At 64.4% G+C, this 15666-nt stretch carries 12 protein-coding genes; 8 read left to right on the forward strand and 4 right to left on the reverse strand.

Annotated elements, in window-relative coordinates:
• Positions 1-107 precede the first annotated feature (107 nt).
• The 4 genes from hpaD to hpaH form a co-directional block, all read right to left on the reverse strand.
• Entirely contained in the window at positions 108-1091 is a 984-nt protein-coding gene (gene hpaD, locus WN72_RS15745; RefSeq protein WP_092216949.1) for a 3,4-dihydroxyphenylacetate 2,3-dioxygenase, read from the reverse strand.
• A 125-nt stretch (positions 1092-1216) separates the two neighbouring features.
• Positions 1217-2755 carry a 5-carboxymethyl-2-hydroxymuconate semialdehyde dehydrogenase gene (gene hpaE, locus WN72_RS15750; RefSeq protein ID WP_092216950.1) on the reverse strand — a complete coding sequence of 513 codons (1539 nt, stop codon included), beginning with the start codon at positions 2753-2755 and terminating at the stop codon, positions 1217-1219.
• On the reverse strand, positions 2748-3146 hold the full coding sequence (locus WN72_RS15755; protein WP_092216951.1) for a 5-carboxymethyl-2-hydroxymuconate Delta-isomerase: 399 nt from the start codon (positions 3144-3146) through the stop codon (positions 2748-2750). The genes hpaE and WN72_RS15755 overlap by 8 nt, the downstream gene beginning before the upstream one ends.
• Before the next feature lie 29 nt (positions 3147-3175).
• Entirely contained in the window at positions 3176-3982 is an 807-nt protein-coding gene (gene hpaH / locus WN72_RS15760) for a 2-oxo-hept-4-ene-1,7-dioate hydratase (protein ID WP_092216952.1), read from the reverse strand.
• Between the two features lie 110 nt (positions 3983-4092).
• On the opposite strand from hpaH, the gene hpaR reads away from it, so the two are divergent.
• The 8 genes from hpaR (at position 4093) to WN72_RS15800 (ending at position 15659) form a co-directional block, all read left to right on the forward strand.
• Positions 4093-4611, forward strand: a complete 519-nt coding sequence (gene hpaR, locus WN72_RS15765; protein ID WP_027558661.1) for a homoprotocatechuate degradation operon regulator HpaR — start codon at positions 4093-4095, stop codon at positions 4609-4611.
• A gap of 294 nt (positions 4612-4905) precedes the next feature.
• Positions 4906-6051, forward strand: coding sequence for an ABC transporter substrate-binding protein (locus WN72_RS15770; RefSeq protein ID WP_092216953.1), 1146 nt, complete (start codon positions 4906-4908; stop codon positions 6049-6051).
• Positions 6052-6135: 84 nt separating this feature from the next.
• A complete protein-coding gene (locus WN72_RS15775) occupies positions 6136-7008 on the forward strand; it encodes a branched-chain amino acid ABC transporter permease (protein ID WP_014496848.1) in 873 nt (290 codons plus the stop codon).
• Positions 7005-8783, forward strand: a complete 1779-nt coding sequence (locus tag WN72_RS15780; protein WP_027558663.1) for a branched-chain amino acid ABC transporter ATP-binding protein/permease — start codon at positions 7005-7007, stop codon at positions 8781-8783. The genes WN72_RS15775 and WN72_RS15780 overlap by 4 nt, the downstream gene beginning before the upstream one ends.
• Positions 8783-9511: an ABC transporter ATP-binding protein gene (locus WN72_RS15785; RefSeq protein WP_027558664.1), complete on the forward strand. Its 729-nt coding sequence runs from the start codon at positions 8783-8785 to the stop codon at positions 9509-9511. The genes WN72_RS15780 and WN72_RS15785 overlap by 1 nt, the downstream gene beginning before the upstream one ends.
• Positions 9512-9784: 273 nt before the next feature.
• A complete protein-coding gene (locus tag WN72_RS15790) occupies positions 9785-10561 on the forward strand; it encodes an HpcH/HpaI aldolase family protein (protein WP_027558665.1) in 777 nt (258 codons plus the stop codon).
• A 99-nt stretch (positions 10562-10660) separates the two neighbouring features.
• Positions 10661-12184 carry a UxaA family hydrolase gene (locus WN72_RS15795; protein WP_027558666.1) on the forward strand — a complete coding sequence of 508 codons (1524 nt, stop codon included), beginning with the start codon at positions 10661-10663 and terminating at the stop codon, positions 12182-12184.
• 205 nt (positions 12185-12389) lie between these two features.
• Positions 12390-15659, forward strand: coding sequence for a transglutaminase family protein (locus WN72_RS15800; protein ID WP_092216954.1), 3270 nt, complete (start codon positions 12390-12392; stop codon positions 15657-15659).
• Positions 15660-15666: the final 7 nt, after the last annotated feature.

Here is a 15666-nt window from a genome sequence, read left to right on the forward strand (position 1 = left end):
GGATGAGGCAGGAGTACCGAACAGCGGGTCTTCGCCAAACTCCGCCCTGTGGTTATGGGTCCCTGCTTTCGCAGGGACGACGGGGAGAGAGGCTTTGTCTGTCAGCATCAGTCCGCCACCAGCACGTCGGCCACGAACTTCGGCTCGCGCACGGCCTGATCCGTGAACGGCGAGCCCTGCTCGAACCAGGAGCGGGGCGCGGGTGCGCCCCACAGCGTCTGACGGCGCGGATCGCGCAGCGACCAGCGCAGCGGCTCATGGTCGTGATCGCCCGTAAAATAGTCGCTGGTGTAGAGCTCGAGGCGGTGGCCATCGGGATCGCGCACGTAGAGGAAGAACGCGTTCGAGATGCCGTGGCGTCCGGGGCCGCGCTCGATGTTCTTCACGAAGCCTTGCGAAGCCATGACGTCGCAGAGATGGATGATGTTCATCGCCGTCGGTGTCCAATAGGCGAAGTGGTGCAGGCGTGGGCCCTTGCCATTGGTGATCGCAAAATCGTGGACGTTGCCCTTGCGATGCATCCAGGCCGCGGCGATGCGGCCGTTCGGCCCGTCCTCTTCGGCGTATTCGGTCAGGCGGAAGCCGAGCCGCGCATAGAAATCGACGGTGTCCTGCACCTCGGCGGCGAAGACGTTGAAATGGTCGAGCCGCTGCGGGTGGCAACCGCGGTAGAGATCGTAGCGGCGCAAGAGATGCGGCCGGCGGTCCATCGACGCGTAGAGCTCGATCTGGAAGCCGAAGGGATCGGTGAACTGCAGCGTGCGGCCCTGGAAGGGCTGATCGGCGAAGGCATAAGCGAGGCCGTTCTCGGAGAGGAAGGCGGCGGCCTTGTCGAGGTCCTTCTCGTTGCCGACCTTGAAGCCGAGCCGGTTGCAGGCCGGCACGGCCGCTTTCCGCAGCACCAGCGAATGATGCTGATGCTCCTCGGCGGCACGCAGGTAGACGACCTTGTCGTCGGCGTCCTCGACATGCATGCCGACGGTCAACTCGTAGAACTCGCGGCTCAGCTTCAGATCGGTGACGTCGAGCACGACGTGGCTGGAGCGGATGATGTTGAACGGCGGCTCGAAGATGTGTTGCGGTACGGGCATTTGCGGCTCCCCTCGGTCCTGTCATTCCGGGGCGGCTCGAAGAGCCGAACCCGGAATCCATCGTGCGGCAGTGTCGGTGGATGAATGGATTCCGGGCTCGCGCTACGCGCGCCCCGGAATGACGATCAAATTCCCAGCTTCTGAATCTTGTGCGTGCCCCGCGCCAGCGAGACGTGCTTGGTCTCCATGTAGAAGTCGAACGAGTAATCGCCGCCGTCGCGGCCGATGCCCGAGGCCTTCATGCCGCCGAACGGCGTCGGCAGGTGGCGGACGTTTTCCGAGTTCAGCCAGATCATGCCGGCCTCCAGCGCGTCCGCGACGCGCAATGCGCGGCCGACGTCGTTGGTCCAGACATAGCCGGTAAGGCCATAGCGGATGTCGTTGGCGATCTCGATCGCGTCCTTTTCGTCCTTGAACGGCAGCACGGTGAGGAAGGGGCCGAACACTTCTTCCTGCGCCACGCGCATCTTGCCGTGCGCGCCGGTCACCAGCGTCGGCTCGACATAATGCCCGCCGCCGGGGCCGTCATAGGCCTTGCCGCCGACCGCGATCGTCGCACCATCCTGGCGCGCGACGTCGAAATAGGAGCAGACCTTTGCGAGATGGCGCTCGTGGATCAGCGGCCCGATCTCGGTGGCGGGATCGAGGGGATGGCCGACCCTCAGCGCCTTCACGCGCGCGGTCAGCTTCTCCACGAACTTGTCGGCGATGCTCTGCTGGATCAGCAGGCGGCTGGACGAGGTGCAGCGCTCGCCGTTGAGCGAGTAGATCATGAACACGACGGCATCGAGCGCGCGATCGAGATCGGCGTCGTCGAAGACGATGACGGGGTTCTTGCCGCCGAGCTCGAAATGCACGCGCTTCAGCGTCGGCGCGCCCTGAACCATGATGGCGGAGCCCGTCGCGCTCTCGCCGACGAAGCCGATCGCCTTGATGGCGGGATGCTCGGTCAGCGCCTTGCCGGCCTCCTCGCCAAAGCCGTGGACGGTGTTGAGGACGCCGTCGGGCACGCCGGCTTCCTTGACCAGCTTCGCCAGGATGGAGGCCGTCACCGGCGACCATTCGGCCGGCTTGTGCACGACGGTGCAGCCGGCGGCCAGCGCCGGGGCGATCTTCCAGGTCGAGAGCATGAATGGCGTATTCCAGGGCGTGATCACGCCGACCGGGCCGATCGGCACGCGGGTCGAGATATTCCAGTGCTCGTCGCTCGGCGTGTTGAGGCCGTCGCGCGCCTCGGCGCATTTGTCGGCGAAGAAGCGGAAATTCTCGGCGGCGCGGATCGCGGCCTTCGCCATGAAGCGATAGGCCTGCCCGGTGTCGATGCATTCGAGCACCGCGATGTCTTCGGCGTTGTCCTCGATCGCGTCGGCGACACGATGCAGCAGCTTGCGCCGCATCGCCGGCCCCATGTCGCGCCAGGACTTGAAGGCGAGGGCGGCGGCGGTCGCGGCTGCATCGATGTCCTCGGCATTGCCGCGCGCGACGCTGGCGAGCACAGCGCCATCGACCGGCGACTTGGTCTCGAACGTCTCGCCCAAGATCGAAGGCACGATCTTGCCGTCGATCATGTGGCCGATGCCGTCGGCCCGCAGCTTCTTCAAGAGCGGCGCGACGCGGTCGCGATTGGCCTGGAACACATCGGCTTTCGGGATGGGCTTATCCATGTGCGGCCTCCACTTTCAGGGCGTCGTGGATGTTGTTGCGCTTCCAGCTGGTGTCCTTGTCGTTGATCTGCATGTCGAACGACAGGGCGAACTTGCTGGCGGCGAAGACGGGATCGAGATGCTTCGAAAGCGCCTGAAACACGTGCTCGCCGGCTTTCTGCCGGGCCGGCAGATCCCGGCCCTCGCCGATGCGCAGCACCATGTCGAGAAAGCCGTAATCCTGCCGCGCATCCGCAATCGCGTAGTGCTCGCATTTGATCGCGCGGACGCGGATGCCGCCGAGCGGGAAGATGCCGGTCTCGACCGCGGCCTTGCGCACGACCTCGCAGACCGCTGCGATGTCGAGGCGGCGATCGAGATTGGCCGAATATTCGATCGTGAAATGCGGCATCGCGGTTTCACTCCCTGTATTTTTATCTCTCAGGCGAAGTAGCAGCTGACAGAGCCGTAGGCGCCATAATCGGCTTGAATTGTGTCGCCCTTGCGGGTCTCGATCGGGCGGATGAACGAGCCGGCGAGCACGACCTGCCCCGGCTCTAGTGCAAGGCCAAGCGGCGCGATCTTGTTCGCAAGCCACGCAACGGCCGTTGCGGGATGATTGAGCACGCCGGCGGCAAGGCCGGTCTCCTCGAGCTGGCCGTTCTTGAAACACAGCGCGCCAACCCAGCGCAGGTCTGCGTCGAGCGGACGGATCGGCCGTCCGCCGAGCACGATGCCGGCATTCGCCGCATTGTCGGCGATGGTGTCGAAGATCTTGCGCGTTGCCTTGGTCTTGGGATCGACGCGCTCGATCCGCGTGTCCAAAATCTCCAGCGCCGGCACCACGAAGTCGGTGGCGTTGAGCACGTCGAACATCGTGCAGTTGGGCCCCGAAAGCCGCTTGCTCATGACGAAGGCGAGCTCGGCCTCGACACGCGTCGCGATGAAGCGCTCGGTCGGAACCAAGCCACCATCAGCGAAGAACATGTCGTCGAACAGCACGCCGGAATCCGGCTCGTCGATGCTAAGCGCGCTCTGCATCGCCTTCGAGGTCAGGCCGATCTTGTGGCCTTTGACGATGCGCCCCTCCGCGATCTTGACGTCGACCCAGGCCTTCTGAATCGCGTAGGCGTCGGTGATGGTGATCTCGGGAAAATCCTGCGAGAGCTGCCGGATCTGCGTGCGGGTCTTCTCCGCCTGGTGCAGACGGCTTGCGCAAGCTTGGATATCGTCGTTGGAAAGCGCCATTTGTGATCTTACAAATCGTGGTGCCGGGAGATACTTAACATGTTAAGTGAATGCGTCAAACGGAATCTGGCTTTGTTGCACTGCAAACTTTTGCGGGATGAAAGGACGCCATGACGAAGAGACCGGGTGATCCGGCAAACGGTGGTACGCCTGCCGCGCGGCAGGTGCCGATGCGCGACTTCTCGCGCTCGCTGCCGATGTCGCTCTTGCGGGCGCGCGAGGCCGTGATGCGGCAGTTTCGCCCCTCGCTGCGGGAACACGGCCTCACCGAGCAGCAATGGCGCATCCTGCGCGCGCTCGCGGCCATCGAGGCGGTCGAGGTCACGGAACTCGCGCGCACCGCGTTCCTGCTCGGGCCGAGCCTGTCGCGCATCCTGCGCGATCTCGAGGCGCGCCATCTGATCGAGCGCAAGACCGCGAAGAACGACCAGCGCCGCAGCATGGTCTCGATCTCGAAGGAGGGCGTGAAACTGATGGCCTCCGTCGCGCCGACGTCGGAAGCGATCTATGCCGAGATCACGCGGCGCTTCGGCGCCCACAAGCTCGCCGAATTGCAGGACATGCTCGGCGAGTTGGAAACGTGCCTCGCTTCCACGGATGCGCGTGACGATTTCACGGACGAAACGTAGCGGCAAATTTGCATGATGACGTTCCCGTCACGCATGACTGATATCATTGCATAATGCGTGGGCAGAGCGCGCCACGTGAAATGCGCGAAATCCCCTGGAAAACAAGCTGAGAATAGATGGCGGCCGCAGGTGTTAATCACCTCGGGAGCGTGCGCTCTCCGCACTTAGTTGATGATGTCTCAATATCAATTTACTCACGCCGGGAGAATCCGTAAGTAGCATCCGGCTCTGTATTCAGTAACGAAGCCAAACAAAGAAGGGCCGACAAGGATGCCCGGCCCCAGGGAGGAATGAATGAAACTGACGCGACGCGACTTCACTGCCGGAATTGCTGCCGGCATTGCCGCGCCCTACCTCATCAAGAGCGCACATGCGCAGAGCGCCACCATCAAGATCGGCATGTGCGCGCCCGTCACGGGTCCGGCCGCTGAATCCGGCGGTTACGCCATCAAGGGCGCCAAGCTCGCGCTCGAAGCCGTCAACAAGGCCGGCGGTATCCTGGGCAAGCAGGGCGAACTGATCGTCGAGGACGACCAGACCACCAATCCCGGCATCGTGCTCGCGTTCTCCAAGCTCGCCGCGCAGTCCGACATCGTCGGCTTCCTCGGCTCGATCCGTTCGACCCAGGTGCACGCGATGGCACCCGACGTGATCAAGCTCGGCAAGCCCGTGATGATCGGCGGTACCGATCCGAATCTCACCCACATGGGCAATCAGTGGCTGTTCCGCTGCCGTCCCAATGACAGCTATTCCGGCCGCGTCATCGCCGAATACGGCGTCAATACGCTCGCCAAGAAGAAATGGGCCGTGCTGCACTCGACCGATGCGTTCGGCACCGCGGGCGGCAAGGCGCTGACTGAAGCGCTGACCAAGCTGGGCGCGCCGCCCGTGCTCGATCAAGGCTATGCCAACCAGAGCCAGGACTTCACCCCGGTCGTGCTTGCCATCAAGCAGTCGGGCGCCGACATCCTCGGTTCCTACTTCACCTTCGAGAACGATCTCGGCATCTTCGCCCGTCAGCTCCGTCAACTCGGCGTGAACATCCCGTGGGTTGGTTCTCCCTCGATCGTCAACATCACTGCGCTGAAGCTCGCAGGTCCCGCGCTCTACAACACCTATGGCGTCGCCGACTATGCCGAGGATTCCAGCGAAGGCTCGAAGGCGTTCGGCAAGATCTACCGCGACGCGGTCAAGGTTGCGCCCGACAACCAGAGCTCCTGGACTTTCGACGCCATCAACGTGCTCGCGCAGGGCATCAACAAGGCCGGTACAACCGAGCCCGGCAAGGTTCGCGAAGCCATCCTCGCGATCAAGAAGTTCGCCGGCGCCGAGGGCGAATACAATTTCGACCAGAACGGCGATGGTCTTCACGGCTACAACATCGTGAAGAACGACAAGGGCAAGATCGTCTTCGACAAGCACATCGAGTTCAACGACTGACGTTGAAACGACCTCCTCGATTCCAGTCGGGGAGGTCGAAACGTCTTTCATTGGACGAATCTGACCTCCAACAGAACGCTTGTCATGGATCTCGCCCTACAACTCCTGTTTACCGGCATCGGTATCGGTGCCGTCTACGCGCTGGTTGCGCTCGGCTTCGTGCTGATCTTCCGTGCCACCAACGTGGTGAACTTCGCCCAGGGCGAATTCTCCATGGTCGCCGCCTATCTGATGGTCGTCGCGATCGAAGCCGGTCTGCCCTATTGGGCGGCCTTCATCGTCGCGCTGCTCGGCATGGCGCTGCTTGGTGTCATCTTCAATCTCGGCGTCTACTATCCGCTGCGCCACCGCACCTATCTGCCCGTGATCATCGCCACCATCGGCGCCTCGATCCTGCTGGCGAACTCCGTGCTCGCGATCTACGGCCCTCAGCCCCAGGTCCTGGAAGGCTGGTTTGAGACGCCGGGCATTCAGGTCGGGCCGGTCTATCTCGACAGTCAGTATCTCCTGATCATCGGCGTCACGATTTGTCTCGTGATCTTCAATTTCTGGTTCTTCGAGAAGACGCTGCTCGGCAAGAAGCTGCAGGCGACCTCGCAGGACAAGGAGATGGCCTCGCTGCTCGGCATCTCCGTCTCCACGATGATCATGATCACTTTCATCTATTCGGCCGTGCTCGGCGGTCTCGCCGGCATTCTCGTCGCGCCGGTGCTGTTCGTCTCGATCCAGATGGGCTCGACCATCGCGCTGAAGGCGTTCGCGGCCACCATCATCGGCGGCTTCGGCGATGTCGCCGGCGCCATCATCGGCGGCCTTGCGCTCGGCGTGATCGAGACGTTTGGGGCCGCCTATGTCTCGGTGCCCTACAAGGACGGCTTCGCCTTCCTGGTGCTGATCGCCTTCCTGATCTTCCGGCCGCAGGGCATCTTCGGCGAACGCGTGGCGGAAAAAGCATGAGCGCCCCCAGCGACAACATGCCGATTCCGGCGCCCGCCATCCACTCGAAGCCGCTGCTGGTCCGGCATCTGCCGTACTTCATCGGCGCCGCGATCATCGTCGCGCTCGCCGCGACCATGCGCTTCGACGGATATGTCCACAACATCCTGCTGCAGGCCACCACGTTCTCGATCGCGGTGTTCGGCCTCTCGGTCGTGCTCGGCCTGTGCGGCCAGATCAATCTGGCGCAGGCCGCGTTCTTCGGGCTCGGCGCCTACGCGGTCGGCATCGGCACGACGGACCTGCATGTCAGCTTCTGGGTCTGTCTCGTCGGCGGCTGCCTGATCTCGCTGCTGGCCGGCGCGTTCCTCGGCATGTCGACCTTGCGGCTCGGCGGTCATTATCTTGCGATGGTGACGATCTCGTTCCAGCAGATCGTCACGCTGGTGATGATCAACGCGATCTGGCTGACGCACGGTCCCGACGGCGTTCCCAACATCAAGCGCCCGGAGCTGTTCCAGTCGTCGCAGAGCTATCTCGCCTTCTGCGTCGCGATGCTGGCGATCGTCGGTTATCTGGTCTGGCATCTCGCCGATACCAAGCTTGGCCGCGCCATGCGCGCGGTGCGCGACAACGAGCTGGCGGCCGGCGTCAACGGCATCGACGTCTTCCGCACCAAGATCTACGCCTTTGCGCTCTGCGCATTGCTCGGCGGTCTCGCGGGCGGCCTGTTCGCCGGCGGCTTTGCCTATGTCAGCCCCGATCAGTTCTCGTTTGCGGAATCGATCGTGTTCCTGACCATGTCGCTGCTCGGCGGCGTTGCTTCGCCGATCGGCTCGGCCATCGGCACGGGTCTTCTGATCCTGATCCCGGAATGGTTGCGTTTCCTCAAGAGCGTGCCAGGGCTGTACCTCGCGATTTACGGCCTGTTCGTGATCCTGATCATCCGCTTCATGCCCGACGGCATCTGGGGCTTCGTCGCCGATGCTTTCACGCGCTGGCGCGCCAAAACCAAGGCGCCGCCCGCTGCGGCCGCGCTGCAGTTGAAGCCGGCAACGGTCGGCGGCGACACGGTGTTGGAAGTCACCGGCCTGTCGAAGCATTTCGGTGGCCTCAAGGCCGTCGATGGCGTCGATATCGCCGTGAAGCGCGGCGGCGTGCACGCGCTGATCGGGCCGAACGGCTCGGGCAAGACCACCACGCTCAACGTGCTTTCGGGCCTCTATGAAGCGACGTCAGGCAGGATCGTGCTCGACGGCACCGATATCACCCACATGCCGCCGCATCAGCGCACGGCCGCAGGTCTCGGCCGCACCTTCCAGAACATCCGCCTGTTCCGTTCGATGACCGCGCTGGAGAATGTTGAGATCGGCGCGGAGCGGCCCGGCAATACCATGGTCGGGAAGGGCGATGACGCTCTCACCGAGCGTGCGATGGAGGCGCTGACCTTCGTCGGTCTCGGCAACCGTGCCAACGAGCTGATCTCGAGCTTCTCTTACGGCCATCAGCGCCTGATCGAGATCGCGCGTGCGCTGGCCTCGAACCCGACGCTGCTGCTGCTCGACGAGCCCGCGGCCGGCCTCAATTCGACCGAGAAGCTGGAGCTGCACGAGCTGCTCAAGCGGATCGCCGCGCAGGGACTGACCATTCTGATCATCGATCACGACATGACGCTGGTCTCGGAAGCGGCCCAGCACATCACCGTGCTCAACTTCGGACGCCGCATCGCGGACGGCGAATCCATGGCCGTGCTGCGTCATCCCGACGTCGTCTCCGCCTATCTCGGGAGCGAATGATGCCGTTGCTCGAAATCCGCAATCTCGTGGTGCGCTACGGCGAGATCGAAGCGCTGCGCGGCGTGACCTGCGCCGTGGAGCAGGGCCAGGTGGTGACGCTGCTCGGCGCCAACGGCGCCGGCAAGTCTACGACCCTGCGCGCCATCTCCGGTCTCGCCAAGCCGACCTCCGGCGACATCCTGTTCGACGGCAATTCGATCGCGGGGCTCGGCCCGGAGGCGATCGTCCGCATGGGCATCAGCCACGTGCCGGAGGGACGCCGCGTCTTCCCGGGCCTCACGGTGAAAGAGAACATCATGCTCGGTGCCTCCAATCGAAAGGCGTCGACCTCGGAGATCTCGCGCGAGGCGGACGCGATGTTCGACCTCTTCCCGGATATCCGCAAGTTCAGCAATGCGCTCGGCTGGACGCTATCCGGTGGCCAGTTGCAGATGGTCGCGGTTGCACGCGGGCTGATGGCCAAGCCGCGGCTTTTGCTGCTGGACGAACCCTCGCTCGGCCTTGCGCCCGTCATCGTGCAGGCGGTGTTCAAGATCATCTCGGAGATCCGCCGCAACACGACCGTGCTGCTGGTGGAGCAGAACGCGCGCATGGGCCTGTCGGTGGCCGATTACGGCTATGTGCTGGAGACCGGCCGTATCGTGCTCGGCGGCAAGCCCGACGAGCTCTGGGGCAACGAAGCCATCCGCGCGGCGTATCTCGGCGGCCATGCCAAGGTGAGCGCGTAGCGGGGCCGGTTCCGTCGCCGGGATACTGATTCCGGGCGGAAAATCCGCCGGTGAAGGTATCGAGGCATCCCCTTGCCGGGCGGCACCCGGGCGGCGATAGTGACCGCCGCCCGCAAGGCCGGCATCCAGAGGGCGATTGCATAGGTCTTGCGTCATTGCGAGCGTAGCGCCGCGACCCGGTTCGCGGTAACAGCGAGGGTACGCCATGGCGGCGCTCGGCGTGGTGACGAAGGTCCAAACAACACGGTCCAAACAACAAAGAAGGAAGGCAACGTGGCGAACAAGGTCAAGGAAATCTGGAAGTCGGGCAAGGCCGTGGTCAACGCGTGGCTCGCTATTCCCTCCGGCTTCTCGGCCGAAATGATCGCGCAATGCGGCTTCGACAGCGTCACCGTCGACATGCAGCATGGCGTGCAGGATTATCTCTCGATGGTGCAGTGCTTCCAGGCGATGGACAAGCATCCGGTGACCCCGATGGTCCGCGTGCCCTGGAACGAGCCCGGCATCATCGGCAAGGTGCTCGATGGCGGCGCCTATGGCGTGATCTGCCCGATGGTCAACACGCCGCAGGAAGCCCGGAACCTCGTTTCCTATTCCAAGTATCCTCCGCAGGGCGTCCGCTCCAACGGTCCGATCCGTGCGGGCATGTACGGCACCGCGGGCTCCTATCAGAAGACCGCGAATGCCGACACCATCCTGCTGCCGATGATGGAGACGAAGACCGCGGTCGAGAACATGGAAGCGATCCTCGACGTCGAGGGCATCGACGGCGTCTATATCGGCCCGTCCGACCTCGGCTTCTCCTACGGCCTCGAGCCCAAGCTCGACCGCACCGAGCCGGAGATCCTCGCGATCTACGAGAAGATCATCAAGGAGTGCGGCAAGCGCGGCCTCAACCCCGGCATTCATTGCAGCGGCGCCGAAGGCGCGGCGCGCGCCATCAACATGGGCTTCAAGCTCGTGACGCTCTCGAACGAGGTCGGCCTGATGACGACCTACGCCAAGATGCAGGTCAACGCGACCCGCAAGGAGTCGGGCGGCAAGGCCTAAGAAACTTGCGAATGGCGAATGGGGGGTAGCGAATAGTGCTGCTCCCCATTTTCCATTCGCCACTCACCACTCGCTATTCGCCTCCGAAGGAGATTCGCCATGACCATCAGCCCCGTCATCCGCCTGCATCCCGATGATGGCGTGCTGATCGCGCGCGCCAGCCTGCCGCCGGGAACGGTCGTCGCCGACGGCGTCACCACCGTCGATCGCATTCCCTCCGGCCACAAGGTCGCGATCAAGCCGATCGCGGTCGGCGAGCCTGTGATCCGCTACGGCCAGATCATCGGCTTTGCGACCGCACCGATCGCGCCGGGCCAGCATGTGCACGTGCAGAACATCGGCATGGGCGACTTCGCCAAGGACTATGCCTATTGCGCCGACGTCAAGCCGACGCCGAATTTCGACCTGCCGGCAACCTTCGAAGGCATTCGCCGCCCCGACGGCCGCGTCGCCACGCGCAACTATATCGGCATCCTCACCTCGGTGAATTGCAGCGCGCATGTCGCAAGCCTCGTCGCCGACGTCTTCAAGAAGAACCCCTTCACCGGCGACAATCCGCTGGCGGACTTCCCCAATGTCGACGGCGTGGTCGCGCTGACCCACAAGACCGGCTGCGGCATGACGCAGAACGAGCCCTTGGCGCTGCTCCGCCGCACGCTCGGCGGCTATGCGCGGCACGTCAATTTCTCCCACGTCATCGTGCTCGGCCTCGGCTGCGAGGTGAATCAGATCGGCGGGCTCATGGAAGAGCAGAAGCTCGCCGGGCGTCTGCGCGCGATGGACATCCAGGAGGTCGGCGGCACCCGCAAGACGGTCGAGGCCGGCATTGCCTTCGTGCGCGAGGCACTTGCTGACGCCAACAAGGTCAAGCGCGAGAGTGTGCCTGCAAGTGAGCTTACCGTGGCCCTGCAGTGCGGCGGCTCGGACGGCTATTCCGGCGTGTCCGCCAACCCGGCGCTGGGGGCTGCGAGCGATCTCATCGTGCGCCACGGCGGCACCGTGATCCTGTCGGAGACGCCCGAGACCTACGGCGCCGAGCATCTGCTCACGCGCCGCGCCGTCAGCCGCGAGGTCGGCGAGAAGCTGGTCGATCTGATGCGCTGGTGGGACGAATACACCGAGCGCGAAGGCGCCGAGATGAACGCCAATCCGAGCCCCGGCAACAAGGCCGGCGGCCTCACCACCATTCTGGAGAAGTCGCTCGGTGCGATGGCCAAGGCCGGCACCACCAATCTCGTCGAGGTGCTGCGCTACGCCGAGCCCATCACCAAGAAGGGCTTTGTCTTCATGGACACGCCCGGCTACGACCCTGTCGCTGCGACCGGCCAGGTCGCCGGCGGCGCCAACCTCGTCTGCTTCACCACCGGCCGCGGCAGCGTGTTCGGCTGCAAGCCCGCACCGTCGATCAAGCTCGCCACCAACACGCCCATGTACAAGCGCATGGAAGAGGACATGGACGTCAATTGCGGCACCATCCTCGAAGGCGAGGAGAGCGTTCAGGAATGCGGCCAGCGCATCTTCGATCTCATCCTCAAGACCGCATCCGGCCAGCCGACCAAGAGCGAAAGCTTCGATTTCGGCGGCGCCGAGTTCGCGCCCTGGGTGCTGGGCGCGACGATGTGAGAGGGGCGAATGGGGAGTGGCGAGTAGCGAATAGGAAGTAGCGAGTAGAGCATTCCGCCCCCATTCGCCACTCCCTACTCGCCATTCGCCTGGCTTCGCTACTCACCACTCGCCCGTGCCGTAGGCACACCGTGCCCGTTGTTAGTGCTTGATCGATGTCACCAGCGGTGTTCTGCTCAAAAAAGCTGCTGGAGCACCGCACCCCGTGTCGATCTACGTCGCACTACATCACGTCACGCATTACAAATACGACCGCCCGATCGATCTCGGACCGCAGACCATCCGCCTGCGGCCGGCGCCGCACACGCGCACGCCGATCCTGAGCTATTCGCTCAAGGTCACGCCATCAAATCATTTCGTGAACTGGCAGCAGGACCCGCAGGGCAACTGGCTCGCCCGCTACGTCTTTCCGGAGAAGACCACCGAGCTGAAATTCGAGGTCGACTTCACGGCGCAGATGACCACGGTCAATCCGTTCGACTTCTTCGTCGAGCCCTATGCCGACAGCTTTCCGTTCGAGTATCCGAAGGATCTGAAGACGGAGCTCGCGCCTTATCTTGAGACCATCAAGCCCGATCGCCTGTTCGCGAAATATCTCGACACCATCCCGCATGAAGCACCGAACACGGTCAACTTCCTGGTCGAGCTCAACCGGGAGCTCCAGAAGAAGGTCCGCTACATCATCCGCATGGAGCCCGGCGTGCAGACGCCGGAGGAAACGCTCGCCTCCGGTGCCGGCTCGTGCCGCGACTCCGCCTGGCTGCTGATCCAGACGCTGCGCCATCTCGGCCTCGCTGCGCGCTTCGTCTCCGGCTACCTGGTCCAGATCCGTCCCGACATCGATCCGATCGAGGGCCCGCCGGAAGTCGAGAACGATTTCACCGATCTGCACGCCTGGGCCGAGGTCTATCTGCCGGGCGCCGGCTGGGTCGGGTTCGACGCGACCTCCGGCATGCTGGCGGGCGAGGGGCACATCCCGGTCGCCGCCACCCCGCATTATCGCTCGGCCGCGCCGATCTCCGGCGGCGCCGGTTTTGCCGAGGTCGAGTTCGCCTTCGACATGAGCGTGAAGCGCATCCGCGAAGCGCCGCGCATCACCAAGCCGTTCTCCGACGAATCCTGGGCGCGCCTCAACGATCTCGGCGAGCAGGTCGACGGCGATCTCGTTGCCCAAGACGTGCGGCTCACCATGGGCGGCGAGCCGACCTACGTCTCGGTCGACGACCTCGAAGCGGCAGAGTGGAATACGGACGCCGTCGGCCCGACCAAGCGCACGCTCGCCGACGACCTGATCCGCCGCCTGCGCACGCGCTTTGCGCCCGGCGGCCTTCTGCATTACGGCCAGGGCAAATGGTATCCGGGCGAGAGCCTGCCGCGCTGGGCCTTCGGTCTCTACTGGCGCAAGGACGGCGTGCCGATCTGGAAGAACGCCGATCTCATTGCCAAGATCGAGAATCCGCGGCGGCCGGAGGTCAGGGACGCGCAGGCCTTCATGGAAGGCACGGCGGCGCGGCTCGGTCTCGACCTCGGCTACATCATGCCGGCCTATGAGGACCCGGCCTATTGGCTGCAGAAGGAGGCCGAGCTTCCGGTCAACGTCGATCCGACGGACTCTAAGCTGTCCGATCCCGAAGCGCGCGCCCGCATGGCCCGGGTGTTCGATCAGGGCCTGACCACGCCGCGCGGCTTCGTGCTGCCGATCCAGCGCTGGAATGCGCCGCCGCGCTGGCGCAGCGAGCGCTGGCCGCTCCGGCGCAATCACCTGTTCCTGTCGCCGGGCGATTCACCGCTCGGCCTGCGCCTGCCGATCGGCTCGCTCGGCCACGTCCCGCCCAACCAGTATCCCTACATCGTCGAGCAGGACCCGATGGAGCCGCGCGGCAAGCTCCCGGTGTTCACCCGCATGGCGCGCCCGGCATCGCCGGCGCGGACAGCGCCCGAGCAGCTGAACACTGCGATCCCGGTGCGCACCGCCATGGCGGTGGAGATCCGCGACGGCGTGATCTGCGCCTTCATGCCGCCGGTCGAGCGCATCGAGGATTATCTCGAGCTGATCTCGGCGCTGGAGGATACCGCCGAGGAGATGCAGCTTCCCGTCCATGTCGAGGGCTATCCGCCGCCGTTCGACCCGCGCATCGAGGTCATCAAGGTGACGCCCGACCCCGGCGTCATCGAGATCAACATCCAGCCGGCGAAGAGCTGGCGCGACGCGGTCGAGATCACCTCCGGCCTCTATGAGGACGCCGGCAAGGTGCGCCTCGGCGCCAACCGTTTCCTGGTCGACGGCCGCCACACCGGCACCGGCGGCGGCAACCACGTCGTGGTCGGCGGCTCGAGCCCGCAGGACTCGCCGTTCCTGCGCCGGCCCGATCTGCTGAGGAGTCTGGTCCTGTACTGGCAGCGACATCCCTCGCTGTCCTATTTCTTCTCCGGCTTGTTCATCGGCCCGACCAGCCAGGCGCCGCGCATCGACGAAGCCCGTCACGACAGCATCTACGAGCTCGAGATCGCGCTCTCGCACGTGCCACCGCCGGGTTACCAGACGCCGCTGTGGCTGGTCGACCGGCTGTTCCGGCATTTGCTGGTGGACATCACCGGCAACACCCATCGCGCCGAGATCTGCATCGACAAGCTCTATTCGCCGGAAGGGCCGACCGGCCGCCTCGGCCTCGTCGAATTCCGCGCGCTCGAAATGCCGCCTGATCCGCGCATGTCGCTGGCGCAGCAACTCCTGATCCGCGCGCTGATCGCAAAATTCTGGCGCGAGCCGCAACAAGGCAAGTTCGTGCGCTGGGGTACGGCGCTGCACGACCGCTTCATGCTGCCTCACTTCATCTGGGAAGATTTCGTTGATGTGCTTTCTGAGTTGAAGCAATCGGGCTATCCCTTTGAGCCGGAATGGTATCTGGCCCAGCTCGAATTCCGCTTTCCTGCTTTCGGCCGCGTTCATCATGGCGGCGTGACCTTGGAATTGCGTCAGGCGCTGGAGCCCTGGCATGTCTTGGGTGAGGAGGGCTCGGCCGGCGGCACCGTGCGCTACGTGGACTCGTCGGTTGAACGACTTCAAGTGAAAGCTGAAGGTTTCGTCGAAGGCCGCCATATTGTCACCTGCAATGGCCGCCGCCTGCCGATGACCGCGACCGGCCGCTCGGGCGAGGCCGTGGCTGGCGTCCGCTTCAAGGCCTGGCAGCCGGCCTCCGGCCTGCACCCGACTATCCCGGTGCATGCGCCGCTGACCTTCGATCTCATCGACACCTGGAACGGCCGCTCGCTCGGCGGCTGCGTCTACCACGTCGCCCATCCCGGCGGGCGCAGCTACGACACCAAGCCGGTCAACACCTACGAGGCCGAGGCGCGGCGGCTGGCGCGCTTCCAGGACCATGGTCATACCCCGGGTCCGATGCAGCCGCCGCCCGAGGAACGCACAAATGAGTTTCCGCTGACCCTCGACTTGCGGACCCCGCTCCTGCAATGAGTATGAT

It is taken from the genome of Bradyrhizobium arachidis (genome assembly GCF_015291705.1).
GTDB classification, from domain to species: domain Bacteria; phylum Pseudomonadota; class Alphaproteobacteria; order Rhizobiales; family Xanthobacteraceae; genus Bradyrhizobium; species Bradyrhizobium arachidis.

Excerpts from the sequence above, each read along its gene's own strand:
- hpaD (WP_092216949.1), bottom strand. The coding sequence starts at position 1,091 with ATGCCCGTACCGCAACACATCTTCGAGCCGCCGTTCAACATCATCCGC.
- hpaE (WP_092216950.1), bottom strand. The coding sequence starts at position 2,755 with ATGGATAAGCCCATCCCGAAAGCCGATGTGTTCCAGGCCAATCGCGAC.
- WN72_RS15755 (WP_092216951.1), bottom strand. The coding sequence starts at position 3,146 with ATGCCGCATTTCACGATCGAATATTCGGCCAATCTCGATCGCCGCCTC.
- hpaH (WP_092216952.1), bottom strand. The coding sequence starts at position 3,982 with ATGGCGCTTTCCAACGACGATATCCAAGCTTGCGCAAGCCGTCTGCAC.
- hpaR (WP_027558661.1), top strand. The coding sequence starts at position 4,093 with ATGACGAAGAGACCGGGTGATCCGGCAAACGGTGGTACGCCTGCCGCG.
- WN72_RS15775 (WP_014496848.1), top strand. The coding sequence starts at position 6,136 with ATGGATCTCGCCCTACAACTCCTGTTTACCGGCATCGGTATCGGTGCC.
- WN72_RS15785 (WP_027558664.1), top strand. The coding sequence starts at position 8,783 with ATGCCGTTGCTCGAAATCCGCAATCTCGTGGTGCGCTACGGCGAGATC.
- WN72_RS15770 (WP_092216953.1), top strand. The coding sequence starts at position 4,906 with ATGAAACTGACGCGACGCGACTTCACTGCCGGAATTGCTGCCGGCATT.
- WN72_RS15780 (WP_027558663.1), top strand. The coding sequence starts at position 7,005 with ATGAGCGCCCCCAGCGACAACATGCCGATTCCGGCGCCCGCCATCCAC.
- WN72_RS15795 (WP_027558666.1), top strand. The coding sequence starts at position 10,661 with ATGACCATCAGCCCCGTCATCCGCCTGCATCCCGATGATGGCGTGCTG.